The 19,674-nt window shown below is 66.6% G+C and carries 18 protein-coding genes; 11 read left to right on the top strand and 7 right to left on the bottom strand.

The features are described from left to right. Positions 1-27: 27 nt before the first annotated feature. Positions 28-339: a DUF3817 domain-containing protein gene (locus ACZK29_RS12325; RefSeq protein ID WP_032129991.1), complete on the bottom strand. Its 312-nt coding sequence runs from the start codon at positions 337-339 to the stop codon at positions 28-30. A gap of 125 nt (positions 340-464) precedes the next feature. Then, a complete protein-coding gene (locus tag ACZK29_RS12330; protein WP_478446090.1) occupies positions 465-1,400 on the bottom strand; it encodes a TIGR03571 family LLM class oxidoreductase in 936 nt (311 codons plus the stop codon). Between the two features lie 66 nt (positions 1,401-1,466). On the opposite strand from ACZK29_RS12330, the gene ACZK29_RS12335 reads away from it, so the two are divergent. The 5 genes from ACZK29_RS12335 to ACZK29_RS12355 all read left to right on the top strand — a co-directional run bounded on the left by ACZK29_RS12335 (position 1,467) and on the right by ACZK29_RS12355 (position 5,384). Then, positions 1,467-1,916, top strand: a complete 450-nt coding sequence (locus tag ACZK29_RS12335; protein WP_111203838.1) for a GNAT family N-acetyltransferase — start codon at positions 1,467-1,469, stop codon at positions 1,914-1,916. Between the two features lie 119 nt (positions 1,917-2,035). Beyond that, the gene (locus tag ACZK29_RS12340) at positions 2,036-3,556 is read left to right on the top strand and encodes a thioredoxin family protein (protein ID WP_111203839.1); all 1,521 of its coding nucleotides are present in this window, start codon (positions 2,036-2,038) and stop codon (positions 3,554-3,556) included. Positions 3,557-3,847: 291 nt separating this feature from the next. Beyond that, positions 3,848-4,477 carry a superoxide dismutase gene (locus tag ACZK29_RS12345; RefSeq protein WP_478446091.1) on the top strand — a complete coding sequence of 210 codons (630 nt, stop codon included), beginning with the start codon at positions 3,848-3,850 and terminating at the stop codon, positions 4,475-4,477. After that, a complete protein-coding gene (locus tag ACZK29_RS12350) occupies positions 4,474-5,049 on the top strand; it encodes a flavin reductase family protein (RefSeq protein ID WP_121503492.1) in 576 nt (191 codons plus the stop codon). Before ACZK29_RS12345 ends, ACZK29_RS12350 begins: the two co-directional genes overlap by 4 nt. Next, complete coding sequence (locus ACZK29_RS12355; protein WP_008267331.1) at positions 5,049-5,384, top strand: tetratricopeptide repeat protein; 336 nt, start codon at positions 5,049-5,051, stop codon at positions 5,382-5,384. The genes ACZK29_RS12350 and ACZK29_RS12355 overlap by 1 nt, the downstream gene beginning before the upstream one ends. A 5-nt stretch (positions 5,385-5,389) precedes the next feature. Here ACZK29_RS12355 and ACZK29_RS12360 read toward each other — a convergent pair whose 3' ends face one another. Then, entirely contained in the window at positions 5,390-6,538 is a 1,149-nt protein-coding gene (locus tag ACZK29_RS12360; protein WP_099553346.1) for a fatty acid desaturase family protein, read from the bottom strand. Positions 6,539-6,549: 11 nt separating this feature from the next. Continuing rightward, positions 6,550-7,620 carry a ferredoxin reductase gene (locus ACZK29_RS12365; RefSeq protein ID WP_478446092.1) on the bottom strand — a complete coding sequence of 357 codons (1,071 nt, stop codon included), beginning with the start codon at positions 7,618-7,620 and terminating at the stop codon, positions 6,550-6,552. A gap of 92 nt (positions 7,621-7,712) precedes the next feature. On the opposite strand from ACZK29_RS12365, the gene fabR reads away from it, so the two are divergent. The 5 genes from fabR (at position 7,713) to ACZK29_RS12390 (ending at position 16,664) form a co-directional block, all read left to right on the top strand. Beyond that, positions 7,713-8,369, top strand: a complete 657-nt coding sequence (fabR, locus tag ACZK29_RS12370) for an HTH-type transcriptional repressor FabR (RefSeq protein WP_005409961.1) — start codon at positions 7,713-7,715, stop codon at positions 8,367-8,369. Positions 8,370-9,523: 1,154 nt separating this feature from the next. Further along, a complete protein-coding gene (locus ACZK29_RS12375; protein WP_478446093.1) occupies positions 9,524-11,143 on the top strand; it encodes an autotransporter family protein in 1,620 nt (539 codons plus the stop codon). A 193-nt stretch (positions 11,144-11,336) separates the two neighbouring features. Then, entirely contained in the window at positions 11,337-13,706 is a 2,370-nt protein-coding gene (locus ACZK29_RS12380; protein WP_478446094.1) for an autotransporter family protein, read from the top strand. 260 nt (positions 13,707-13,966) lie between these two features. Further along, positions 13,967-16,126, top strand: coding sequence for a TonB-dependent receptor plug domain-containing protein (locus tag ACZK29_RS12385; protein WP_111203845.1), 2,160 nt, complete (start codon positions 13,967-13,969; stop codon positions 16,124-16,126). Next, positions 16,116-16,664: a thioredoxin-like domain-containing protein gene (locus ACZK29_RS12390; RefSeq protein ID WP_478446095.1), complete on the top strand. Its 549-nt coding sequence runs from the start codon at positions 16,116-16,118 to the stop codon at positions 16,662-16,664. Before ACZK29_RS12385 ends, ACZK29_RS12390 begins: the two co-directional genes overlap by 11 nt. A 114-nt stretch (positions 16,665-16,778) precedes the next feature. Here ACZK29_RS12390 and mntR read toward each other — a convergent pair whose 3' ends face one another. Next, on the bottom strand, positions 16,779-17,249 hold the full coding sequence (gene mntR, locus ACZK29_RS12395; protein ID WP_014647435.1) for a manganese-binding transcriptional regulator MntR: 471 nt from the start codon (positions 17,247-17,249) through the stop codon (positions 16,779-16,781). A 117-nt stretch (positions 17,250-17,366) separates the two neighbouring features. Between mntR and ACZK29_RS12400 the strand changes: the two genes are divergently transcribed. Next, complete coding sequence (locus ACZK29_RS12400; RefSeq protein ID WP_111203847.1) at positions 17,367-18,698, top strand: Nramp family divalent metal transporter; 1,332 nt, start codon at positions 17,367-17,369, stop codon at positions 18,696-18,698. A gap of 189 nt (positions 18,699-18,887) precedes the next feature. Here the strand turns inward: ACZK29_RS12400 and ACZK29_RS12405 are convergent, their stop codons facing one another. Further along, positions 18,888-19,214 (bottom strand): thioredoxin family protein, encoded by a 327-nt coding sequence (locus ACZK29_RS12405; protein WP_478446096.1) that lies wholly within the window; start codon positions 19,212-19,214, stop codon positions 18,888-18,890. After that, a complete protein-coding gene (locus ACZK29_RS12410; RefSeq protein ID WP_111203849.1) occupies positions 19,186-19,668 on the bottom strand; it encodes a flavodoxin in 483 nt (160 codons plus the stop codon). Before ACZK29_RS12410 ends, ACZK29_RS12405 begins: the two co-directional genes overlap by 29 nt. Between the last annotated feature and the right edge of the window lie 6 nt (positions 19,669-19,674).

Raw genomic sequence — 19,674 nt, forward strand, 5'->3', positions numbered from 1 at the left:
CTCTTGAATGAGCGCGCAACAGTGGGTTCAGCGCATTGCACGCAGGCCCAGCAGGCCGCGACGCTTGAACCACCATTCCAGTGGCAGCGTCACCAGCGGCGGGATCGCTGCCAGCAATGCCAGGGCGCTGGCCCACCACGGCCAGCGCAGGCGCACCGCGGCGAACAGGGTGACTGCCACGTACACCAGGAAGGCCACGCCGTGCAGGGGCCCGAACAGCTTCACCAGCGCCACGTTGGCCATGGGGCCGTACTTCATCCACATGCCGATGAGCAGGCCGGCCCAGGTCACGGCCTCGATGAAAGCGACCGCGGCGAACAGGCGTCCGGTCGGGTGCATGGGGGAACGTTGGGTCACGCGAAGCTCCGGCATCGGGATATCAAATGCGAATGATACGCAGATGCGAACCCCATGTAGAGTCGAGCCGTGCTCGACTGCTGGAGCGTGTCCACCAAGGTGGACACCTACCGGAGCGTGTATGGCAGAACGTGCTCCCCAATCTCACGCAGCACCGCGTCCATCGGCCTCCCGTTGTCGACCAGGTTGAACATCACGTGCCCCACGCCCTGCGCATGCACGCGCAACAGGTAGTCGCGCAGGCCGTCGCGGCCGACCTTCAGCCCCAGCGGCAACGGCTCGGGCGGCGCCTGCGGATCGGCCTGCAGATCCAGCAGCATCGACTGCACGAACGGCTTGGCTGGCCCAGCGCCTTGCGCCTGCGCCTGTTGCCACAGGCCGATGCGTCCTTCCTGCGCGGCCTCTTCGCGGTGATAGGTGGCCCAGCCTTCGGCTTCGCGTGCGATCCACTGCAGGCTCTGCCGCGCCGTGCCCACCACCAGCATCGGAATGCGCGCGGCCGGGGCCGGCAGCACGTCGAAGCCACCGGTGGCCTGCACTACCGCTGCCCTTTCTTCGGCCTCCGGTGACAACGCCGCGCGCAACAACGTCCAGCGTTCGCGGAACGTCGCCGCCCTGCCCTGCAGATCCTCGCCGAATGCGGCGAACTCTTCCGGGCGATCGCCCGAACCCAGGCCCAGCACGAAGCGGCCGTCACTGATCCGGTCCAGGCTCAAGGCCGACTTCGCCACCTGCAGCGGCTGGCGCAACGGCAGCACAATGGCCGCGCTGCCAACCACGATGCGCTCGGTCGCCGCAGCCAGCATGCCCAGCCACAGGAACGGATCGTCCAGCGCGCTGGCTGTCGCATCTGGACCCTGCGGCACCATCAACGGCACGTCGCGCGTCCACAGCGCGGCAAAGCCGAGGTCATCGGCCAGCCGAGCAATGCGCCTCGCTTCGCCCAAGTCGGCCAGCCCGTGCGCTGCCACCGGCGTCATCAGGCCCAGGCTCAGGCCCTGTTGCGGAAACAAGGCAGCGTAAGCAGGATTGAAATCACTCATGCCCGCAGCTTAGCGTGCAGGCATGGGGCAACGATGACGCGCCGCCCACCACCGGAAGAACACTGCATGCCGAAGATCCGCCCCGCACGTGTCGATGACCTGCCCGCGATCAGTGCGGTGTGCCTGGCCGCGTTCAACGCAGCGGTAGCACCGACGCTCGGCGCGGACGGCATCGCCACGTTCGCCAGTGTCGCCGCCGCCGACGCATTCGGAGTGCGCCTGCAGGGCGACAACCAGATCCTGGTCGCCGAGCAGGAGGACCGCGTCGTCGGCGTGATCGAACTGAAGGCGGGCCGGCACCTTGCGATGCTGTTCGTCGATCCCGCCTGCCAGGGCCAGGGCATCGGCCACGCCTTGTTCGAGGCGGTGCTGCCGCAGGTGCGCGAGCCGGTCCTGACCGTGCGTGCTTCCCTCAATGCAGTGCCAACCTACCTGCGCTACGGCTTCGTGCTGGACGGCGATGTCGGCGAGTTCAATGGGCTGGTGTATCAGCAGATGGTGCGGGCAGCGGCCTGAGGGCATCCGCCCGGCAATGCCTGGCGGGCGTCATGCCCTGCTGCACGCCCGTCATGAGCAAACTGAATCAGCAGGCTCCCCGGCCGTTCCTACAATGGCCTGTCACCCTGCCCTTCGAGATGCTGCCGATGCGCGTCGCGCTTTCCGTGTTGCTGCTGGCTTCGGCGCTGAGCGCCTGCACCCCGGCCCCGGTTTCCACCGCCAATTCCGCCGAAGCACCCGCACCGGCCACGGCCATCGCCTGGCGCCAGGGCGATGTGGACGATGCCTTCGCCGAGGCCGCCGACAGCGGCAAGCCGGTGCTGCTGTACTGGGGCGCGGTCTGGTGCCCGCCGTGCAACCAGCTCAAGGCCGGCCTCTTCAAGGACCCCGCCTTCATCGCGCTGACCGGCAAGTTCGTGCCGGTCTATCTGGATGGCGACGAGGAAGGTGCGCAGGCCTGGGGTGAACGCTTCGGCGTGCGCGGCTACCCGACCCTGATCGTGCTCGACCCGGAGCGCAACGAAATCACCCGTGTGGCCGGTGGCAACGATGCAGCCGAACTGACCCGCGCACTGACCGTAGCCGCCGGCCGTCGCAGCGCGGTCGCCGCTACGCTGGCCACCGCGCTTGCCACGCCGGACAGGCTGGCTACCGAGGATTGGCAGGTGCTGGGCGACTACGGCTGGGAAGTGGACGCCAATCGCCTGGCTGGTGATCACAAGAGTGCCGACGTGCTGCGCCAGCTTGCCAGGACCGCACCGGATGCCGCCCTGCAGCGCCGCTTCGCCCTGCTGGCATTGGCTACTGCGGAAAAGCCGGATGCACCGCCCACCGAAGTGCGCGAGCTGCTGCAGGCGGTGCTGGCACAGCCCGCAGAGGTTCGCCGCAACCGTGAACTGCTGGGCTATGCAGGCGCACAGCTGGTCAAGCTGGCCAGTGCTGGGCCGGCTACCAGTAATACGCTGGGGCAGCAGTTGCTGGTCGCACTGGAGCGCGCGGATGCCGAGCGCGGCGACCGCGCCGACGACGCATTGTCGCGTGCGCTGACCGAAGTATCCCTTGCCCGCCAGCAGCAGCCGAAGGGGGCACTGCCCGCCGCACTGGTTGATCGGGTCAAGCAGCGCGTGGCCGCTGCCGACGCTGCCGCCACCGATGCGCATGCGCGCCAGGCCACGATCAGCAGCGCGGTCTACGCACTGCGCCAAGTCGGCGACGACGCAGGCGCCGAGTCGTTGTTGCTGGCAGAGCTGAAGCGCAGCGAGCAGCCGTACTACTACATGCCCGAACTGGCCGACCTGGCCGAGCAGCGCGGCGACACCGCCGGTGCGCTGGAGTGGCTGAAGCGTGCCTACGATGGCGCGCAGGGCCCGGCAACCCGCGTGCAGTGGGGCGTGCTGTATGTGGAAGGCCTGCTGAAGCTGGCACCGGACGATGCACCACGCATCGAGCAGGCGACCGCCTCGCTGATCGCCGAGCTGGAGGCACAGCCGTCGGGCTACCACCAGCGCACCCGCCAACGCTTCGAGCGCCTGGCCGGGCAGTTGAAGGCGTGGAGCGGCAAGCACCAGGGCGCGGAGACGCTGGCGCGGTTGCAGCAGCGGATGCAGCAGGCGTGCGGGGACCAGGTGGATGGTGCGTGCAAGGATTGGTTGAGTTGATGATAACGCTGGCAGCGGGTTCGCCTGCCGGCGCCTTTGTTGATACGTGGGGAAGGCGCGCAGGCAGCACTTCAGCGCGCCGGTAAGGATGCGGAAAGCGGGTTCTGGTAGTGCCGGCCGCTGGCCGGCAACCCAACCTTCGCTGATTGCCGGCCAGCGGCCGGCACTACCATGCCGCTCTTGCTCCCTTTCACGCATTTCAATCCTGCCCCTTGACCTCAACCAATGTTGAGGTGCGATAACGATCTCCCCACGGCCAGCCCTCTGGCCTTCCCCACGGAGATTGCTTCGATGTCGTACTCGCTTCCCCCGCTCCCCTACGCCTACGACGCCCTTGAGCCGCATTTCGATGCGCGCACGATGGAGATCCACCACAGCAAGCACCACCAGGCCTACGTCAACAACCTCAATGCCGCCATCGAACAGGCCAGCCTCGCCGATCAGCCGGTCGAGGCATTGATCGCCCAGCTCGATACCGTGCCCGAGGCGCAGCGCGGCGCCATCCGCAACAACGGCGGCGGCCACGCCAACCACAGCCTGTTCTGGACCGTGCTCAGCGCCAGCGGTGGCGCACCCGATGATGAACTGGCAGCGGCCATCGACCGCGACCTCGGCGGTTTCGATGCCTTCAAGGACGCCTTCACCAAGGCCGCGCAGACCCGTTTCGGCAGCGGTTGGGCCTGGCTGACCAGCGATCGCGACGGCCGACTGCAGGTGGAAAGCAGCGCCAACCAGGACAGCCCGCTGATGGGTGCAGCCGTTGGCCTGTCCGGCAACACCCCGATCCTCGCACTGGATGTCTGGGAACACGCCTACTACCTGCACTACCAGAACCGCCGCCCGGACTACATCGGTGCGTTCTTCAACATCATCAACTGGGCCGAGGTCGGCCGGCGCTACCGCCAGGCCCGGGCCTCATGAGCGGAGAGACACTGCCGTACGCCGGGCCGTGGGCGGGGGTCTTCCCCGCCCCGGCGCCGGTGCCGTCGGTCGAGATGCCGCCGCGTGCACTGCGGCGGCTGCTCGGTCACTTCCCCACCGGCGTGGCCATCGTCTGCGCGCGCGATGCACAGGGCAAGCCGGTCGGCCTGACCATCAACTCGTTCGTGCCGGTGTCATTGCAGCCGCCACTGGTGCTGTGGAACCTGGCGTTGCATGCGCAGAGCCTGTCCACTTTCCAGCGCGCCACCCGCTTTGCGATCAGCGTGCTGGCGGCCGACCAGGAAGCACTGGCCCGGCGCTTTGCCGATCCGCAGGTACGCAACCGCTTCGACGGCCTGGCATTGCTGGATGACGACGAGGACGCCCCGCCACGCATCGCCGGTGCGGTAGCGCATCTCACCTGTACCCGCCACGCACAGTGGCCGGTGGGCGATCACCTGTTGCTGGCCGGCCGCATCATCGAAGTGCACGAGAACGGCGGCGCACCGCTGCTGTTCCATCGCGGCCGCTTCCAGCCGGGACCGGCCGAGCTGCTGGTGGAGGTGCGCTGATGAACATCGAGGCTCTGGAATGCATGCTGGCCAGCGGCAAGGACGGCGCACTGCTGCGCTTCGGCCTGGGCAAGGGCTGGCTGGATGCCGGCAACCCGGTGCGCGCGGCCACCCATCTGGGCCGTTGCGTGGTCCTTGATCCGCAGTATTCGGCAGCGTGGAAGCTGCTGGGCAAGGCCTGGCTGGCCAGTGGCCAGCCGCAGGCGGCGCGCGAAGCGTGGCAGCGCGGGCTGAGCGTGGCCGGCAGCAAGGGCGACCAGCAGGCACGCAAGGAAATGCAGGTGTTCCTGCGTCGCCTGGACCGCGAACAGGCGGCCCTTGCGAAGGCGGGCTGAGTCGATCAGCCCGCGTTGGCCGATGCCGGTGCGGACATGATGTCCGACATCGGCAGGCGGCGCGGCTTGCTCGGGAACGCGTGGCGCAGGATGCGCCAGACCACCTGGCCGAACTGGCGCGGCAGCGAGCCGTTGTTGTAGTGCTGGCCGTAGCGGCGGCAGATGTCCTTCACTTCCTTGGCGATGGCCGCATAGCGGTTGGCCGGCAGGTCCGGGTAGAAGTGGTGCTCGATCTGGTGGCTGAGGTTGCCCGACAGCACGTTGATCAGGAAGCCGCCGCTGATGTTGGACGAACCGCGCAGCTGGCGCAGGTACCAGTGGCCACGCGATTCATTGCGCAGGCACTCCTTCGGGAACGTTTCCGATTCGGCGGTGAAGTGGCCGCAGAAGATGATGACGTAGGTCCAGATGTTGCGCAGGCCGTTGGCCACCATGTTGCCCAGCATCACGGTGAGGAAGAACGGGCCGGCCAGCAGCGGGAAGAACACGTAGTCCTTCAGCACCTGGCGGGCCATTTTCCGCGCTACCGGGCGGGTCTGCAGCCACATCGCACGGCCGCTGATGCGGCCCTTCAGCCAGCGACCCAGGCGCAGGTCCTGCGCGGCCACGCCCCACTGGAACAGCAGCGCGAAGATCGGCGCGATGATCGGCTGCAGCAGGTAGAACGGCTTCCAGCGCTGTTCCGGGAAGATGCGCAGCAGGCCGTAGCCGATGTCATCGTCCATGCCGCGCACGTTGGTGTAGGTGTGGTGGCGGAAATTATGGGTCTTGCGCCAGTTGTCGGCGGTGGCCACGATGTCCCACTCGTAGGTGTTGCCGTTGAGCTTGGGATCGCCGGTCCAGTCGAACTGGCCGTGCATCACGTTGTGGCCCAGCTCCATGTTCTCCAGGATCTTCGACAGCGCCAGCAGCAGCGTGCCGGTGATCGCGGCCGGCCACAGCAGCGGCATCCAGAACAGTGGCGAGAACGCCGCCAGGAACAGCAGGCCACGGCCACCCACGCCGAACCAGCGCACGGCGGCGGCCACGCGGCGGATATAGCGGGTATCGGAGGCGCCGAGGCTGTCGATCACACGGTCGCGGATCGCGTCGAGTTCCTCGCCGAAGGCATGCATCTCGGCAGTACTCAAGGCACGGTCGGTAGCGCGGGTCATGGCAGGCGTCCTCAGAGATCCAGGGTCAGGTCGGTGGTCGGTGCGCTCACGCAGATCCGCACCGGCTGTGCCGATTCGGACTGCAGGTCGCCGGTGCGCAGGTGGCGGGTGGCGCCACTGACGCGATCACAGCTACAGGTATTGCAGATGCCCATGCGGCAGCCATGCTTGGGCTTGATGCCATGGGCTTCGAGGCTTTCCAGCAGCGAGCGGCCACGCGGCACGCTCAGCTGGCGGCCACTGCGCGCAAGCGTCAGCGACACCTCGCCTTCGCTGCTGGCATCGCGCAGCGGCGCCGGCGGGGTGAAGGCTTCGGCCTGGAAGCCAGCCACCTGGTGCGCCAGGCGCTCACGCGCAGCAGCAACGAAGCCGTCCGGGCCGCAGGCCAGCACATGGCGCTGCGCCAGCGGCGTGTCATCGCCGGCCACCTGTAGATCATGGGTATCGATTCGCGCGGCCGGCACCTCACCCTCGCGGGTGGCCAGCAGGTGCACGCGCAGGTTCGGATGGGCCGCGGCCAGCGCCTGCAGTTCATCACGGAACTGCAGATGGGCGGCGGTGCGCTCCCAGTAGAACAGGTCCACCGGCGCCGCCAGCGTGCGCTGGCAGGCGTCGCGCAACAGGCTGCGCATCGGCGTGATGCCACTGCCAGCCGCCAGCAGCAGCACCGGCGCCGCGGCCGGCATATGGAACTCGCCGAAGGCGGCATCGAGGCGGAACAGTTCGCCCGGCTGCGCGTGGTTGACCAGATGCTGGCTGACCCGGCCGCCGTCGATCGCCTTGACGGTGATCGCCAGCTCGCGCCGACCCAGTGCGGTGGGGCTGTAGCTGCGCTGCCACAGGCGTCCTTCAATCTCGACGCCGAGGGTGACGTGCTGGCCGGCACGCATGCCGGCCCAGTGCCGGTTGGTGCGCAGGACCAGGGTCGCCGCGCCCTCGCCGGCCGGCTCGCGCCGGACCAGGCGGGCCATCGGCTCGCGCAGGGTCCACAGGGGATTGAGCTGGCCCGCCCAGAAATCGAACAGCGACGGCGACACCCAGCGGTACGGAGAGAACAGGGACGGACGGACGACAGCGCTCATGGGCGCACTATACGGGCGCACATACACCTGTGTATACATGTGTATATTGAACCGGATTGGGTATGATTCAGCCTCGCCCCACCGGAACCCCCATGGCCGCCGCCACCGCCTTGTCGACGCCCGAAGATGCCAACAGCCCGGCCCGCCGTACGGTGAGCCGCGAGGATCTGCTGGCCGCCGCCCTGAAACTGATCGGGCCGCACCGCAGCCTGTCCACGCTCAGCCTGCGCGAAGTGGCACGTGAGGCCGGCATCGCGCCGAACAGTTTCTACCGGCAGTTCCGCGACATGGACGAACTGGCCGTGGCGCTGATCGACGCCGCCGGCCGCTCGCTGCGCACCATCATCGGCGAGGCCCGCCAGCGTGCCACCTCAACCGCCACCAGCGTGGTGCGGGTTTCGGTGGAGACCTTCATGGAACAGTTGCGCGCCGACGACAAGCTGTTGCACGTGCTGCTGCGCGAAGGCGCGGTGGGTTCGGACGACTTCAAGCACGCGGTCGAACGTGAGCTGCACTATTTCGAGGAAGAGCTGCAGCACGACCTGGTGCGCCTGGCCGCGCTGGACGGTGCCGTGCTGCATGCCCCCGAACTGGTGGCCAAGGCCATCACCCGGCTGGTGTTCGCGATGGGCGCCACCGCCATGGACCTGCCGCCGGAGAAGGATCCGGAGCTTGTTGAGCAGATCTCCACGATGATCCGCATGATCATCGTCGGCGCCCGCACCCCCGCCGCGTTCCGCCGCGGCTGATTCCCACGCCGTTGATGGGTTGCCATCGCGCGGCCCTGCCTGCGTCGCGTTCCTCACGCACGAATCACGCGGACTGCTGCACTGCGGCAGCGCGTTGCCGCGCGTCCGCATGAACTGAATCAGCCATCACATATCTACATATGTGAATAGGGCTTTGCGCAATTCCGACACGATCTTCATGACGTCATCACCTGTCGTGAACTATTCCGGCACCGCGGCCCATTCAGCTGAATACGTCAATGAACGGCGTTTGAACCCAATCGGTGTCGCTGCAGGCGTTTCAGATTAGTTGCATGGCCCAGGCAAGACCCGAACCGCACAGTGCCGCCTCCGGTCCTGCGGATGCAGGTCCCACCCAACAGCTGCAAGGAGAAACACCCATGCGCACGATGCAGTTCATGCCGAAGTTTCCTTTCACCAGGAACCAATCCGATCTAGCTCGGGCTGTTGCCACAGCATTGCTGATTGCTACTTCTGGTGCCGCCAGCGCAGCGACCGTCAATCCAGGCCAGACCGTAACGGTCACAAGCGGAAGCCCTCTTGAAGGACAGTCGTTCAATGTCAACGGCGGAACATTGATTGTGCAAGGCGCCACTACGGCCCGCATAGACGCCGTGTATTCATCTGGCCGACCTGCCCAGCTGATTCTGACGAACGCTGTACTCAATGCAGCGACCAGCCTCCCCTGGACCAGATTGCTGAACAGCTCAGCAGTGATCCGCGACTCAATCATCAATGATCGTTTCCTGCTTGCAACCGCAGTGGGTGCCAACGATCTCCCCCGCTCTCATCTGCTCGCCATCAACAGTCAGTTCGGCGTGGCAGGCTTGCTCGGTTTTGGAGCGAACGCAGGTGCAACATTGGACGCGGAAGGAAGCCGTTTTGTTGGAACCTCTGCAATTGTCATCGGTGGAGCAGTAGTAAACCTGCGGTCCGGCTCGCTGGCATCTGGGGAGACCAACGGACTCCGCATCTCATACGGAACGGGCGCTTCAGGCCAAGCCGACAATCAAAGCACGTGGGGCGTTCTGGTGGACGCGTCCCGGGTGGAAGGGGCGACAGGCGCAGCAATCTCCATCGGGCGCGCCAACATTGATGAGACCGTCCGCATCACCGCTCAGAACGGCGCTACGCTTACCGGCGGCAACGGCGTCATGATCGAAGCGCGCGACAACGCCCTGCTCGACTTCACCGCGCGCACGTCCACGCTCAAGGGTGATATCACCATCGCCGATACCGCTACAGCGAAGATCAGCCTGCTCGACGGCCTCGACCTTACCGGCCGCATCCTCGGCCCTGCCGACGTCATCGTCGACCAGGGCGGCCGCTGGACGCTGTCCGGCGACAGCAACACCGGCAACCTCACCCTGGGTGCGGGCAGCAACATCTTCCTCGGTGCCGCGGGTATGGCGGCCTATCCGCAGCTGACCGTCAACGGGAACTACACCGGCAATGGCGGCAGCCTGCACTTCAACGCCGTGCTGGCCGGCGACGACGCGGCAAGTTCGCGCATGCACGTCACTGGCGATACCAGCGGCACCACCCAGGTCACCGTCAACAACATTGCCGGTGCTGGCGCACAGACCGTCAACGGCATTCCGCTGGTGCAGGTGGACGGTGCCAGCAATGGCAGGTTCACCCTGCAGGGTCGCGCGATCGGCGGCATGTACGAGTACTTCCTGCACAAGGGATCGCCGGGTGCCACCAATGGCAACTGGTACCTGACCTCGGCCTACACCGGCAATCCGTGCGATATCAATCCATCGCTGCCGGAGTGCACGCCGGTGGACCCGGTGGATCCGGTCGATCCTGTGGACCCGGTCGATCCCACCGATCCGGTCGATCCGGTCCCCGTGCTGCGCCCGGAGCCTGGCGCGTACCTGGCCAACCAGGCCGCGGCCGTGCAGATGTTCCAGTTGCGTCGCCACGACCGCGGCGAGCCCGGTTTCGACCGCGCCCGCATCGGTACCTGGGTGCGCGCCGGACGCGACCAGCTGCAGGCAAACGTGGCCGGCCAGGTCGATGCCCGCACCCACATCAACACCCTGCAACTGGGCAGTGATGTCTGGCGCTGGGGCGATGGCCGCGGCCAGGTCGGCGTGATGCTCGGCAGCGGCGAGGCGACCACACAGGCGGTGTCGACGCTGAGCGGTTATGGCACCCGCGGCAAGGTCAAGGGCAAGTCGGCCGGTGTCTACCTGGGCTGGGTGCAGGATGCACAGAGCAGTGCCGGCCTGTATGTGGACGGCTGGCTGCAGGCGGCGCGCTTCGACAACGAGGTGCAGGGCGAAGGCATCGCCCGTGAGACCTACGACTCCAGGACCCGCAGCGCGTCGCTGGAAGCCGGCTATGCCTGGGCCATCCGCAGCAGCGAGGCCAGCACGCTGTACCTGCAGCCGCAAGCACAGCTGACCTGGACCGACTACGACGGCGACAGCCTGGTCGAGGCCAATGGCACCACGGTCGAAGACGGTCGCGGCGGCGGCCTCAACAGCCGCCTCGGCGTGCGCCTGTTTGGCCAGGGCACGCTGCAGGGCAACCGCGTGCAGCCGTTCCTGGCGGCAAACTGGCTGCGTGGCCAGCGTGACGAGTCGATGCGCTTCAACAGCGAGTCGTTGAGCGCGAAGACGCCGGAGAACCGCTACGAAGTGCAGGCCGGTGCCCAGCTGCAGCTGGGCCAGCGCTGGAGCGCATGGGGTGACCTGCGCGTGCAGCGTGGCGACAGCGGCTACCGCAACCACGGTGCCCAGGTGGGTCTGCGCGCCGCCTGGTAAGGCTCTCCCTACTCGGCGAAATGCCCGCGAGGAGCAGATTCAAAGACTGAATTCTGCTCCGCCCACTTCCCTAACGCGCCCCGCGTTCTCGATCAATTGCAATTGCATGGCCCAGGCAAGACCCGATCCGCACAGTGCCGCCTTTGGCCCTGCGGATGCGGGCCACACCCAACTGCTTCAAGGAGAAACACCCATGCGTATGACGCAGTTCACGCCGATGCTTGCTTCCACTCCCCCAGTGCGATCACGACTGGGCCTGGCCATAATCGCCTCATTGCTCTTCAGTGCCGCAGGCGCAACCGGCGCAGCAACCGTCAACCCCGGGCAGACAGTAACTGTCACGCCTGGCAGCACGCTGGAAGGTGAGACCTTCTCCGTCAATGGTGGAACGCTGATCGTCCAGAACGCCAGAACATCCACGATCACCGGTCGCTACGCGGGCAGCGCCCCTGCTTCCATCGCACTGCAGAACGCCACGGTCACCGGGGGAGGCATAAACACTCTGATCAACAGCAATGCCGTCATCCAGGACTCGAATATCGACGGCCGTATCACGCTGTCCACGACTGTGGGTGCTTCTGCGCTTCCACGCTCTCATGTGTCGTTGATTCGAAGCACCGTCGCCGGAACAGGAGGCATCTCTTTCGCCGCATCGGCTGGTGGTCGCCTCGATAGCGAAGCCACCCTGTTCAACAGCCGAATTCTCGTCACCGGCGCCACGGTCAATCTCAACGCCGGGACGTCCGTCAAAGGGGATACCAACGGCATCTCCGTCAATTACAACGGTGATACAAGATTTGCGGAGAACTTCAGCGAGTGGGGACTGACAATCGATGGATCCTCGGTCGCCGGAACCGCGGGGAGCGCAATCCTCGTCACCCGCGGTAGCGGTGACGAGACCGTACGTATCACCGCTCAGAACGGCGCCACGCTCACGGGCGGCAACAGCGTAATGATCGAAGCGCGCGACAACGCCCTGCTCGACTTCACCGCCCGCACCTCCAAGCTCAACGGCGACATCACCATCGCCGATACCGCCACCGCAAAGATCAGCCTGCTCGACGGCCTCGACCTCACCGGCCGCATCCTCGGCCCGGCCGACGTCATCGTCGATCAGGGCGGTCGCTGGACGCTGTCCGGCGACAGCAACACCGGCAACCTCACCCTGGGCGCGGGAAGTGACATTTTCCTTGGTGCTGCAAACACTGCGGCCTATCCGCAGCTGACCGTCAACGGCAACTACACCGGCAATGGCGGCACCCTGCACTTCAACACGGTGCTGGCCGGCGACGACGCAGCAAGTTCGCGCATGCACGTCACCGGCGATACCAGTGGTACCACCCAGGTCACCGTCAACAACATTGCCGGCGCCGGTGCCCAGACCGTCAACGGCATTCCGCTGGTGCAGGTGGACGGTGCCAGCAATGGCCACCTCGCGCTGCAGGGCCGCGCCATCGGTGGAATGTACGAGTATTTCCTGCGCAAGGGCACTCCGGGCGCCAACAACGGCAACTGGTACCTGACCTCGGCCTACACCGGCGATCCCTGCGACATCAATCCGTCGCTGCCGGAGTGCAAGCCCGTCGATCCGGTCGACCCTGTGGACCCGGTCGATCCCATCGATCCGGTCGATCCGGTCCCCGTGCTGCGTCCGGAGCCGGGCGCGTACCTGGCCAACCAGGCCGCGGCCGTGCAGATGTTCCAGCTGCGTCGCCACGACCGTGGCGAGCCCGGTTTCGACCGCGCCCGCAGCGGCACCTGGGTGCGCGCCGGGCGTGACCAGCTGCAGGCGAACGTGGCCGGCCAGGTCGATGCCCGCACCCACATAAACACCCTGCAACTGGGCAGCGATGTCTGGCGCTGGGCCGATGGTCGTGGCCAGGTCGGCGTGATGCTCGGCAGCGGCGAGGCGACCACGCAGGCAGTGTCGACGCTGAGCGGCTACGGCACGCGCGGCAAGGTCAAGGGCAAGTCGGCCGGTGTCTACCTGGGCTGGGTGCAGGATGCACAGAGCAGTGCTGGCCTGTACGTGGACGGCTGGCTGCAGGCGGCGCGCTTCGACAACGAGGTACAAGGCGAAGGCATCGCCCGCGAAAGCTACGACTCCAGGACCCGCAGCGCGTCGCTGGAAGCCGGCTATGCCTGGGCCATCCGCAGCAGCGAGGCCAGCACGCTGTACCTGCAGCCGCAGGCGCAGCTGACCTGGACCGACTACGACGGCGACAGCCTGGTCGAGGCCAATGGCACCACGGTCGAAGAGGGTCGCGGCGGCGGCCTCAACAGCCGCCTCGGCGTGCGCCTGTTTGGCCAGGGCACGCTGCAGGGCAACCGCGTGCAGCCGTTCCTGGCAGCGAACTGGCTGCGTGGCCAGCGCGATGAGTCGATGCGCTTCAACAGCGAGTCGTTGAGCGCGAAGACGCCGGAGAACCGCTACGAAGTGCAGGCCGGTGCCCAGCTGCAGCTGGGCCAGCGCTGGAGCGCATGGGGTGACCTGCGCGTGCAGCGTGGCGACAGCGGCTACCGCAACCACGGTGCCCAGGTGGGTCTGCGCGCCGCCTGGTAAGGCCAACGCCGCCCCGGGCCCAGGCCTGGGGCGGCGTTCCTCAACTCCTCTCGCACCCTGCCGTGCATGACATCCGGCAGGGTTCTGGCACTTATTTGTAATGTTATAACACCGTCGTCCGCGATGTTCTGATCCCGCTCTCGGCTTTGTGATTGCACCGACTTATTTATATAGCCGTTGCTATATCTATAACCCTCTGCTTTCATATGCGTCAGCCAGGTCGCCCTCGCCGCCTTTCTTCCCCCAAGGACGACGCCCCCATGCCCGTTGCCAATCCCCTCTTCCGTCGGCTGCCCTTGGCCGCCGCCATCGCCCTGACCCTGCCGCTGCCCGCACTGGCAACCACACCGAAGCCGACCGAACTGGACCGCGTGCAGGTCAAGGTCAGCACCGCCACCCGCAGCGAACGCCTGCTGTCGGATGTCCCGATCCGCACCGAAGTGCTGCGCAAGGAAGACATCGCGCTGCGCGCGGCCACCGACTTCTCGCGCGCCGCCGAGCTGATCAACGGCCTGCGCGTGGAGAGCAACTGCCAGAACTGCAACACCAGCGAAGTGCAGTTGCTGGGCCTGCCCGGCGCCTACAACCAGCTGTTGTTCGATGGCATTCCGCTGCTGTCCACGCTGGGCAGCGTCTATGGCCTGGAACAGATTCCGGCCGGCTTCGTCGACCGCATCGAAGTGGTCAAGGGCGGTGGCTCGGCGCTGTACGGCCCGGGCGCGGTGGCCGGTGTGATCAACCTGATTCCGCCGCTGCCTGCACGCAGCGGCGGCCATGTGCAGGCCGGCGTGGACGTGCTGAAGGGCACGCCGCAGAAGAATGCCGACGTGCGCCTGGACCTGGTGGCGAAAGACGCCGACGCGGGGCTTTCAGTGATTGCCCAGCGCAACTGGAACAGTGGCATCGACTACAACGGTGACGGCTATACCGAGATCACCCGCAAGAACCTCAAGGTCGGCGGGCTGCAGGCCTGGTATGCGCCCACGCCGGGCACGCGGCTGCGCCTGGACCTGCAGGTGACCGATGAAACCCGGCGTGGCGGCAACCGACTGGACCAGCCGGAATACCTGGCCAACATCGCCGAATCGCTGGATACAAAATACCGCCGCGGCAGCGTGTCGTGGGACCAGGAAATCAATGCCGACGTCGATTTCCGCCTGGCATACGCCTTCGCCGACATCGACCGCGACAGTTTCTACGGCGGTCTGGGCGACGTCGTTACCGATCCCTCAGCGCCCGGCTATGACCCGTCGCAGCTGGACCACAACGTGGCCGGCAGCGCGGCCTCGCGTTCGTGGCGCCAGTACGGTCGCACCCACAACCCGCTGCACTACATCGACAGCCAGTTGAACTGGCGGCTGGGTGCGCATGCGCTGGCCTTCGGCGTGCAGTACAAGCACGAGGCGCTGCGCGACGACAACCGCACCGGTGACGGGCAGCGTATTGCCGTGCTGGAGGATGCCACCTTCCACAACCTGGGCGCCTTCATCCAGGACGAGTGGAGCCTGCGCGACAACGTTGACCTGGTGCTGGGTGCGCGCGTGGACAAGAGCTCGGAGCTGGACAACGCGGTGTTCTCGCCGCGCATCGCGCTGGCCTGGCAGGCCACGCCAAACCTGAAGTGGCGGGCCGGTATCGCCACCGGCTTCCGCGCACCGGAGATCTTCGTCGAGGATGTGCATGTCGATACGCTGGGTGGCGAACAGGTGCGCGTGCGCAACACCGACGGTCTCAAGGAAGAGCGCGCGTTGACCACCCTGTTCGGCTTCGACTGGCGATCGGACCCGGCCAATCCGGTGTGGAGCTGGGATGCCACCGCCTCCTATGCACGAATCCGCGACACCTTCGCACTGGGCGAGATCCAGCGCGGCGATGACGGACAGTTGAGCCAGCTGCGCTACAACGCTTCCGGCTCCAACGTGCTGGGCGCGGAAACCAATCTCGGTTGGCAGCCATCGCCGCAGTGGCGCCTCACCGCGGGTGCATCGTGGTACCGCTCGCGCTTCCGCGAACCGCAGCGCATCTTCGACGACACCGGCGACGGTGGCGACACCGTCATCGAAAGCCGCGACTACCTGAAAACCCCGCGCTGGACCGGCCTGGCCCAGCTCAGCTGGATGCCCGCCGAGCCGTGGGAAACCTTCGTCGCGCTGCGCCATACCGGCCCGATGTCGGTGCTGAACAACCGGCTGGGCGAACTGCACCGCACACGTTCGTTCCTGGTCACCGATCTTGGCGCGCGCTGGCACCGGCATCTGGGCGCACAGGCACAGCAGGAAGTGTCGGTGGCCGCGGGCGTCAAGAACGTGTTCGATCAGCGCCAGAAGGATCTGGAGGTAGGCGCGCTGCGTGACAGCGACTACGTCTACGGGCCGCGTTTCGCGCGCTCGTGGTACGTCAACCTGCGTTATGCGTTCTGAGCCACTACGAGCGCTGTTGCTGGCCTGTGCCCTGCTGCTGGGCGCGCCGGCGATGGCTGCGGACCTGCACGCGCAGGTCTCGGCCTCGCTGATGCGGCCGGAACAGCGCTCGCTGCGGCCGATGCAGTGGACGCCGCCGCCGAAGCTGGTGGCACTGTACTTCGGTGCCGACTGGTGTGCACCGTGCCATGCCTTCGTACCCACGTTGCGCAGCGTACGCGACGCGCTGCGCGAGGCCGGCGCCGATACCGAAGTGGTGTACGTCAGTCTGGATGAGAGCGAGAGTGCGCTGCGCCGCTACATGCACGCGCAGGACATGCCGTGGCCGGTGCTGGACCCGCGCCGCGCCGCGCGCATGCCGGCGCTGCAGGCCCTGGCTGGGCTGGCACCACCGAACCTGGTGCTGATCGATGCCGACGGCAAGGTGCTGGCCAATGGATGGCAAGGCCGGCGCTATGAAGGCCTGCAGCCGGTATTGAAGGAATGGACGAAACAGGCGTGTGCGCAGGAACAGGCGCGATGTCCGCCTGACCTGTAGCGTCGAGCCATGCTCGACGCAATCCATCACCGTGCGAACGGCAGCCGAGCATGGCTCGGCTCTACAAAAACCGGGATCGCGCGAAAGGCCGCCGGGCATGGCCCGGTGCTACCGTTACGGCGCCTCGCCCTCGGCCTTGCGCACGAAAGCTTCAAACAACGCCAGCGTCTGCTCGCTCACATGGTGCTCGATGCCCTCGGCATCGCGCCGCGCGGTATCCGCGTCCACGCCCAGCGCCAGCAGGAAACGCTCCACGGTCTGGTGACGCTGGCGGCTGGCATGGGCCAGCGCCTCGCCTTCCGGGGTCAGAAACACACCGCGGTACGGCCGCTGCACCACCCAGCCATCACGAGCAAGGCGCCGTAGCATCTTCGCCACCGTGGGCTGGGCCACGCCCAGGCGGGTGGCGATGTCGACCTGGCGGGCCTCGCCGCCATCGGCCAGCAGGTCCGAGATCAGCTCGACATAGTCCTCCACCAGCTCCATCCGGTGCGCCTCGCGCACTTGCCGGAAGCTCTCGACCTGGCGCTCGGCCTCGATCAAGGGGGTGCTTTTCAGCGATGTCGAATCGTCGGTCTTGCCCACGCCTGCGCCTGTCCTTCCGGTCTACTCCGGGTTTGAAACTGAATTCTGGACCAGTAACGCGATAAAGACGATTGTTTCACATTGCTAATGACTATAGCAGGAGCTATATTCGGACCCATGAACACCCTGGCGCCCCGCGACCCTTCGGCCCCCACCCCGGCCAGCCTGGGCGCGCTCAATGCCTCGGTGGCGGTGCCCGACAAGGGGCACTGGTGGTTCCGCCTGCTGGCCTTCCTCGGCCCGGGCTACATGATCTCGGTCGGCTACATGGACCCGGGCAACTGGGCCACCGACCTCGCCGGCGGTTCGCGCTTCGGCTACCTGCTGCTGTCGGTCATCCTCATTTCCAACCTGATGGCGGTGATCCTGCAGGCACTGTCGGCACGGCTGGGCATCGCCACCGGAATGGACCTGGCCCAGGCCTGTCGCGCGCGCTACCCGAAGCCGGTCAATCTGGCGCTGTGGGCGCTGTGCGAGGCGGCGATCATCGCCTGCGACCTGGCCGAGGTGATCGGCACCGCGATCGCGCTGAAGCTGCTGTTCGACCTGCCCCTGCTCTGGGGCGCGGTGATCACCGCGCTGGACACGCTGCTGGTACTGCTATTGATGAACCGCGGCTTCCGCGCATTGGAAGCGTTCGTGATCGCGCTGCTGATGGTGATCTTCGGCTGCTTCATGGTGCAGATCGCACTGGCCGCGCCACCGGTGATGGAGGTGCTGGGCGGGTTCATTCCGCGCGCCCAGGTGGTGACCGATCCGCACGCGCTGTACATCGCCATCGGCATCATTGGCGCTACGGTGATGCCGCACAACCTGTACCTGCATTCGTCCATCGTGCAGACCCGCGCGTATCCGCGCACCGATGAGGGCCGTCGCAGCGCCCTGCGCTGGGCAGTGACCGACAGTACCCTCGCACTGACCCTGGCACTGTTCATCAACGCCAGCATCCTGATCCTGGCCGCAGCGGTGTTCCATGCCAACGGCCGATTTGATGTGGAAGACATCGAACAGGCCCACCAGCTGCTGGCACCGATGCTGGGCGTGGGCGCTGCAGCGACACTGTTTGCGATTGCCCTGCTGGCCTCAGGCCTGAATTCGACAGTGACCGCCACGCTGGCCGGCCAGATCGTGATGGAAGGCTTCCTGCACCTGCGCCTGCCGCCGTGGCTGCGTCGGCTGATCACGCGCGCACTGGCGATCATTCCGGTGGTGGTGGTGATCATGCTGTTCGGCGACGAGGGCGCGGTGAAGCTGCTGGTGCTGAGCCAGGTGGTGCTGTCGATGCAGCTGCCGTTCGCGATCATCCCGCTGGTGCGGATCGTGACCGACAAGGTGACGATGGGGGCGCTGGTGGCACCGCGCTGGCTGGGTGCGATTGCCTGGGTGATCGCACTGGTGATCGTGGCGTTGAACGTGAAGCTGCTGGTGGATACATTCAGCGGCAGGTGACGCCAAATGCGCGGCCCCTGCCCCGGTAGATCCACGCCATGCGTGGATGCCCTTGTAGAGTCGAGCCATGCTCGACTCATCGCGCACCGCGCGAACGGCAGCCGAGCATGGGCTCGGCTCTACAGAAATCAGGATCACACGAACGGTCGCCGGGCATGGCCCGGCGCTACCGATGCAACCACCCTGGCCTTATAGGTACAACGCGATCGCGGCCTCGATCTGCTGCGGTGACTGGAAACCGGCCAGGCGCGTGCGTTCGTCGCCGTCACGGAACAACGCCAGCGTAGGCGTCTGGAGCAGGCCCAGCTGCCTGAAGAACGCCTCGCCCAGCACCTCCAGCTGCACGCGCAGCAGGGTGGTTCCCTGCCCCGCACTGCTGGCAGCTACCCGGTGCAACGACATCTCCAGCATCCGGCAGCCGGGACACTGGTCCTTGTGGAAATCCACCAGCACCCGCGGGTGTTCGGCCAGCAGCTGCTGGAACTGCTCAGGCGTGGTGGCGTCGATGATCTGCATCGGTATTGCTCCAGTAATGGGCCAAGACCGCATCGGTCCAGGCATTGATGGCCTCGGCATGGCGAACGCCATGCGGCATCTGTTCGATCTCCAGCGGCGGATAGTCGCTGCGGAAGTAGCGGATCAGCCGGTGCACGGCGCCGCAGTAGTACTCCTGCCCCCACTGCGTCTCGCCGGTACCGAACACCGCCAGCTGCCGGGGCCGCTCGCCGCGCTCGGCAATGCCGGCCACCCACGCCTTCATCTCCGCAGGCGTACGCCCCGCGTTGTCGGTCCAGCAGCCAAGCAGCACCAGGTCGGCCTCGTCGGCCGCCAATGGCGGCGCCTGGCGCAGGTCGTCGGCCTCGTGCCAGTGCACCGCATGGCCGGCCGTACGGCAGCGCTCGGCGATCAGACGGCCCAGTTCGCGCGTGTTGCCGCTCAGCGAAGCGACCACCAGCAGGATGCGCAGCATCGCGCT

It is taken from the genome of Stenotrophomonas sp. 89682_Sma (genome assembly GCF_056481405.1).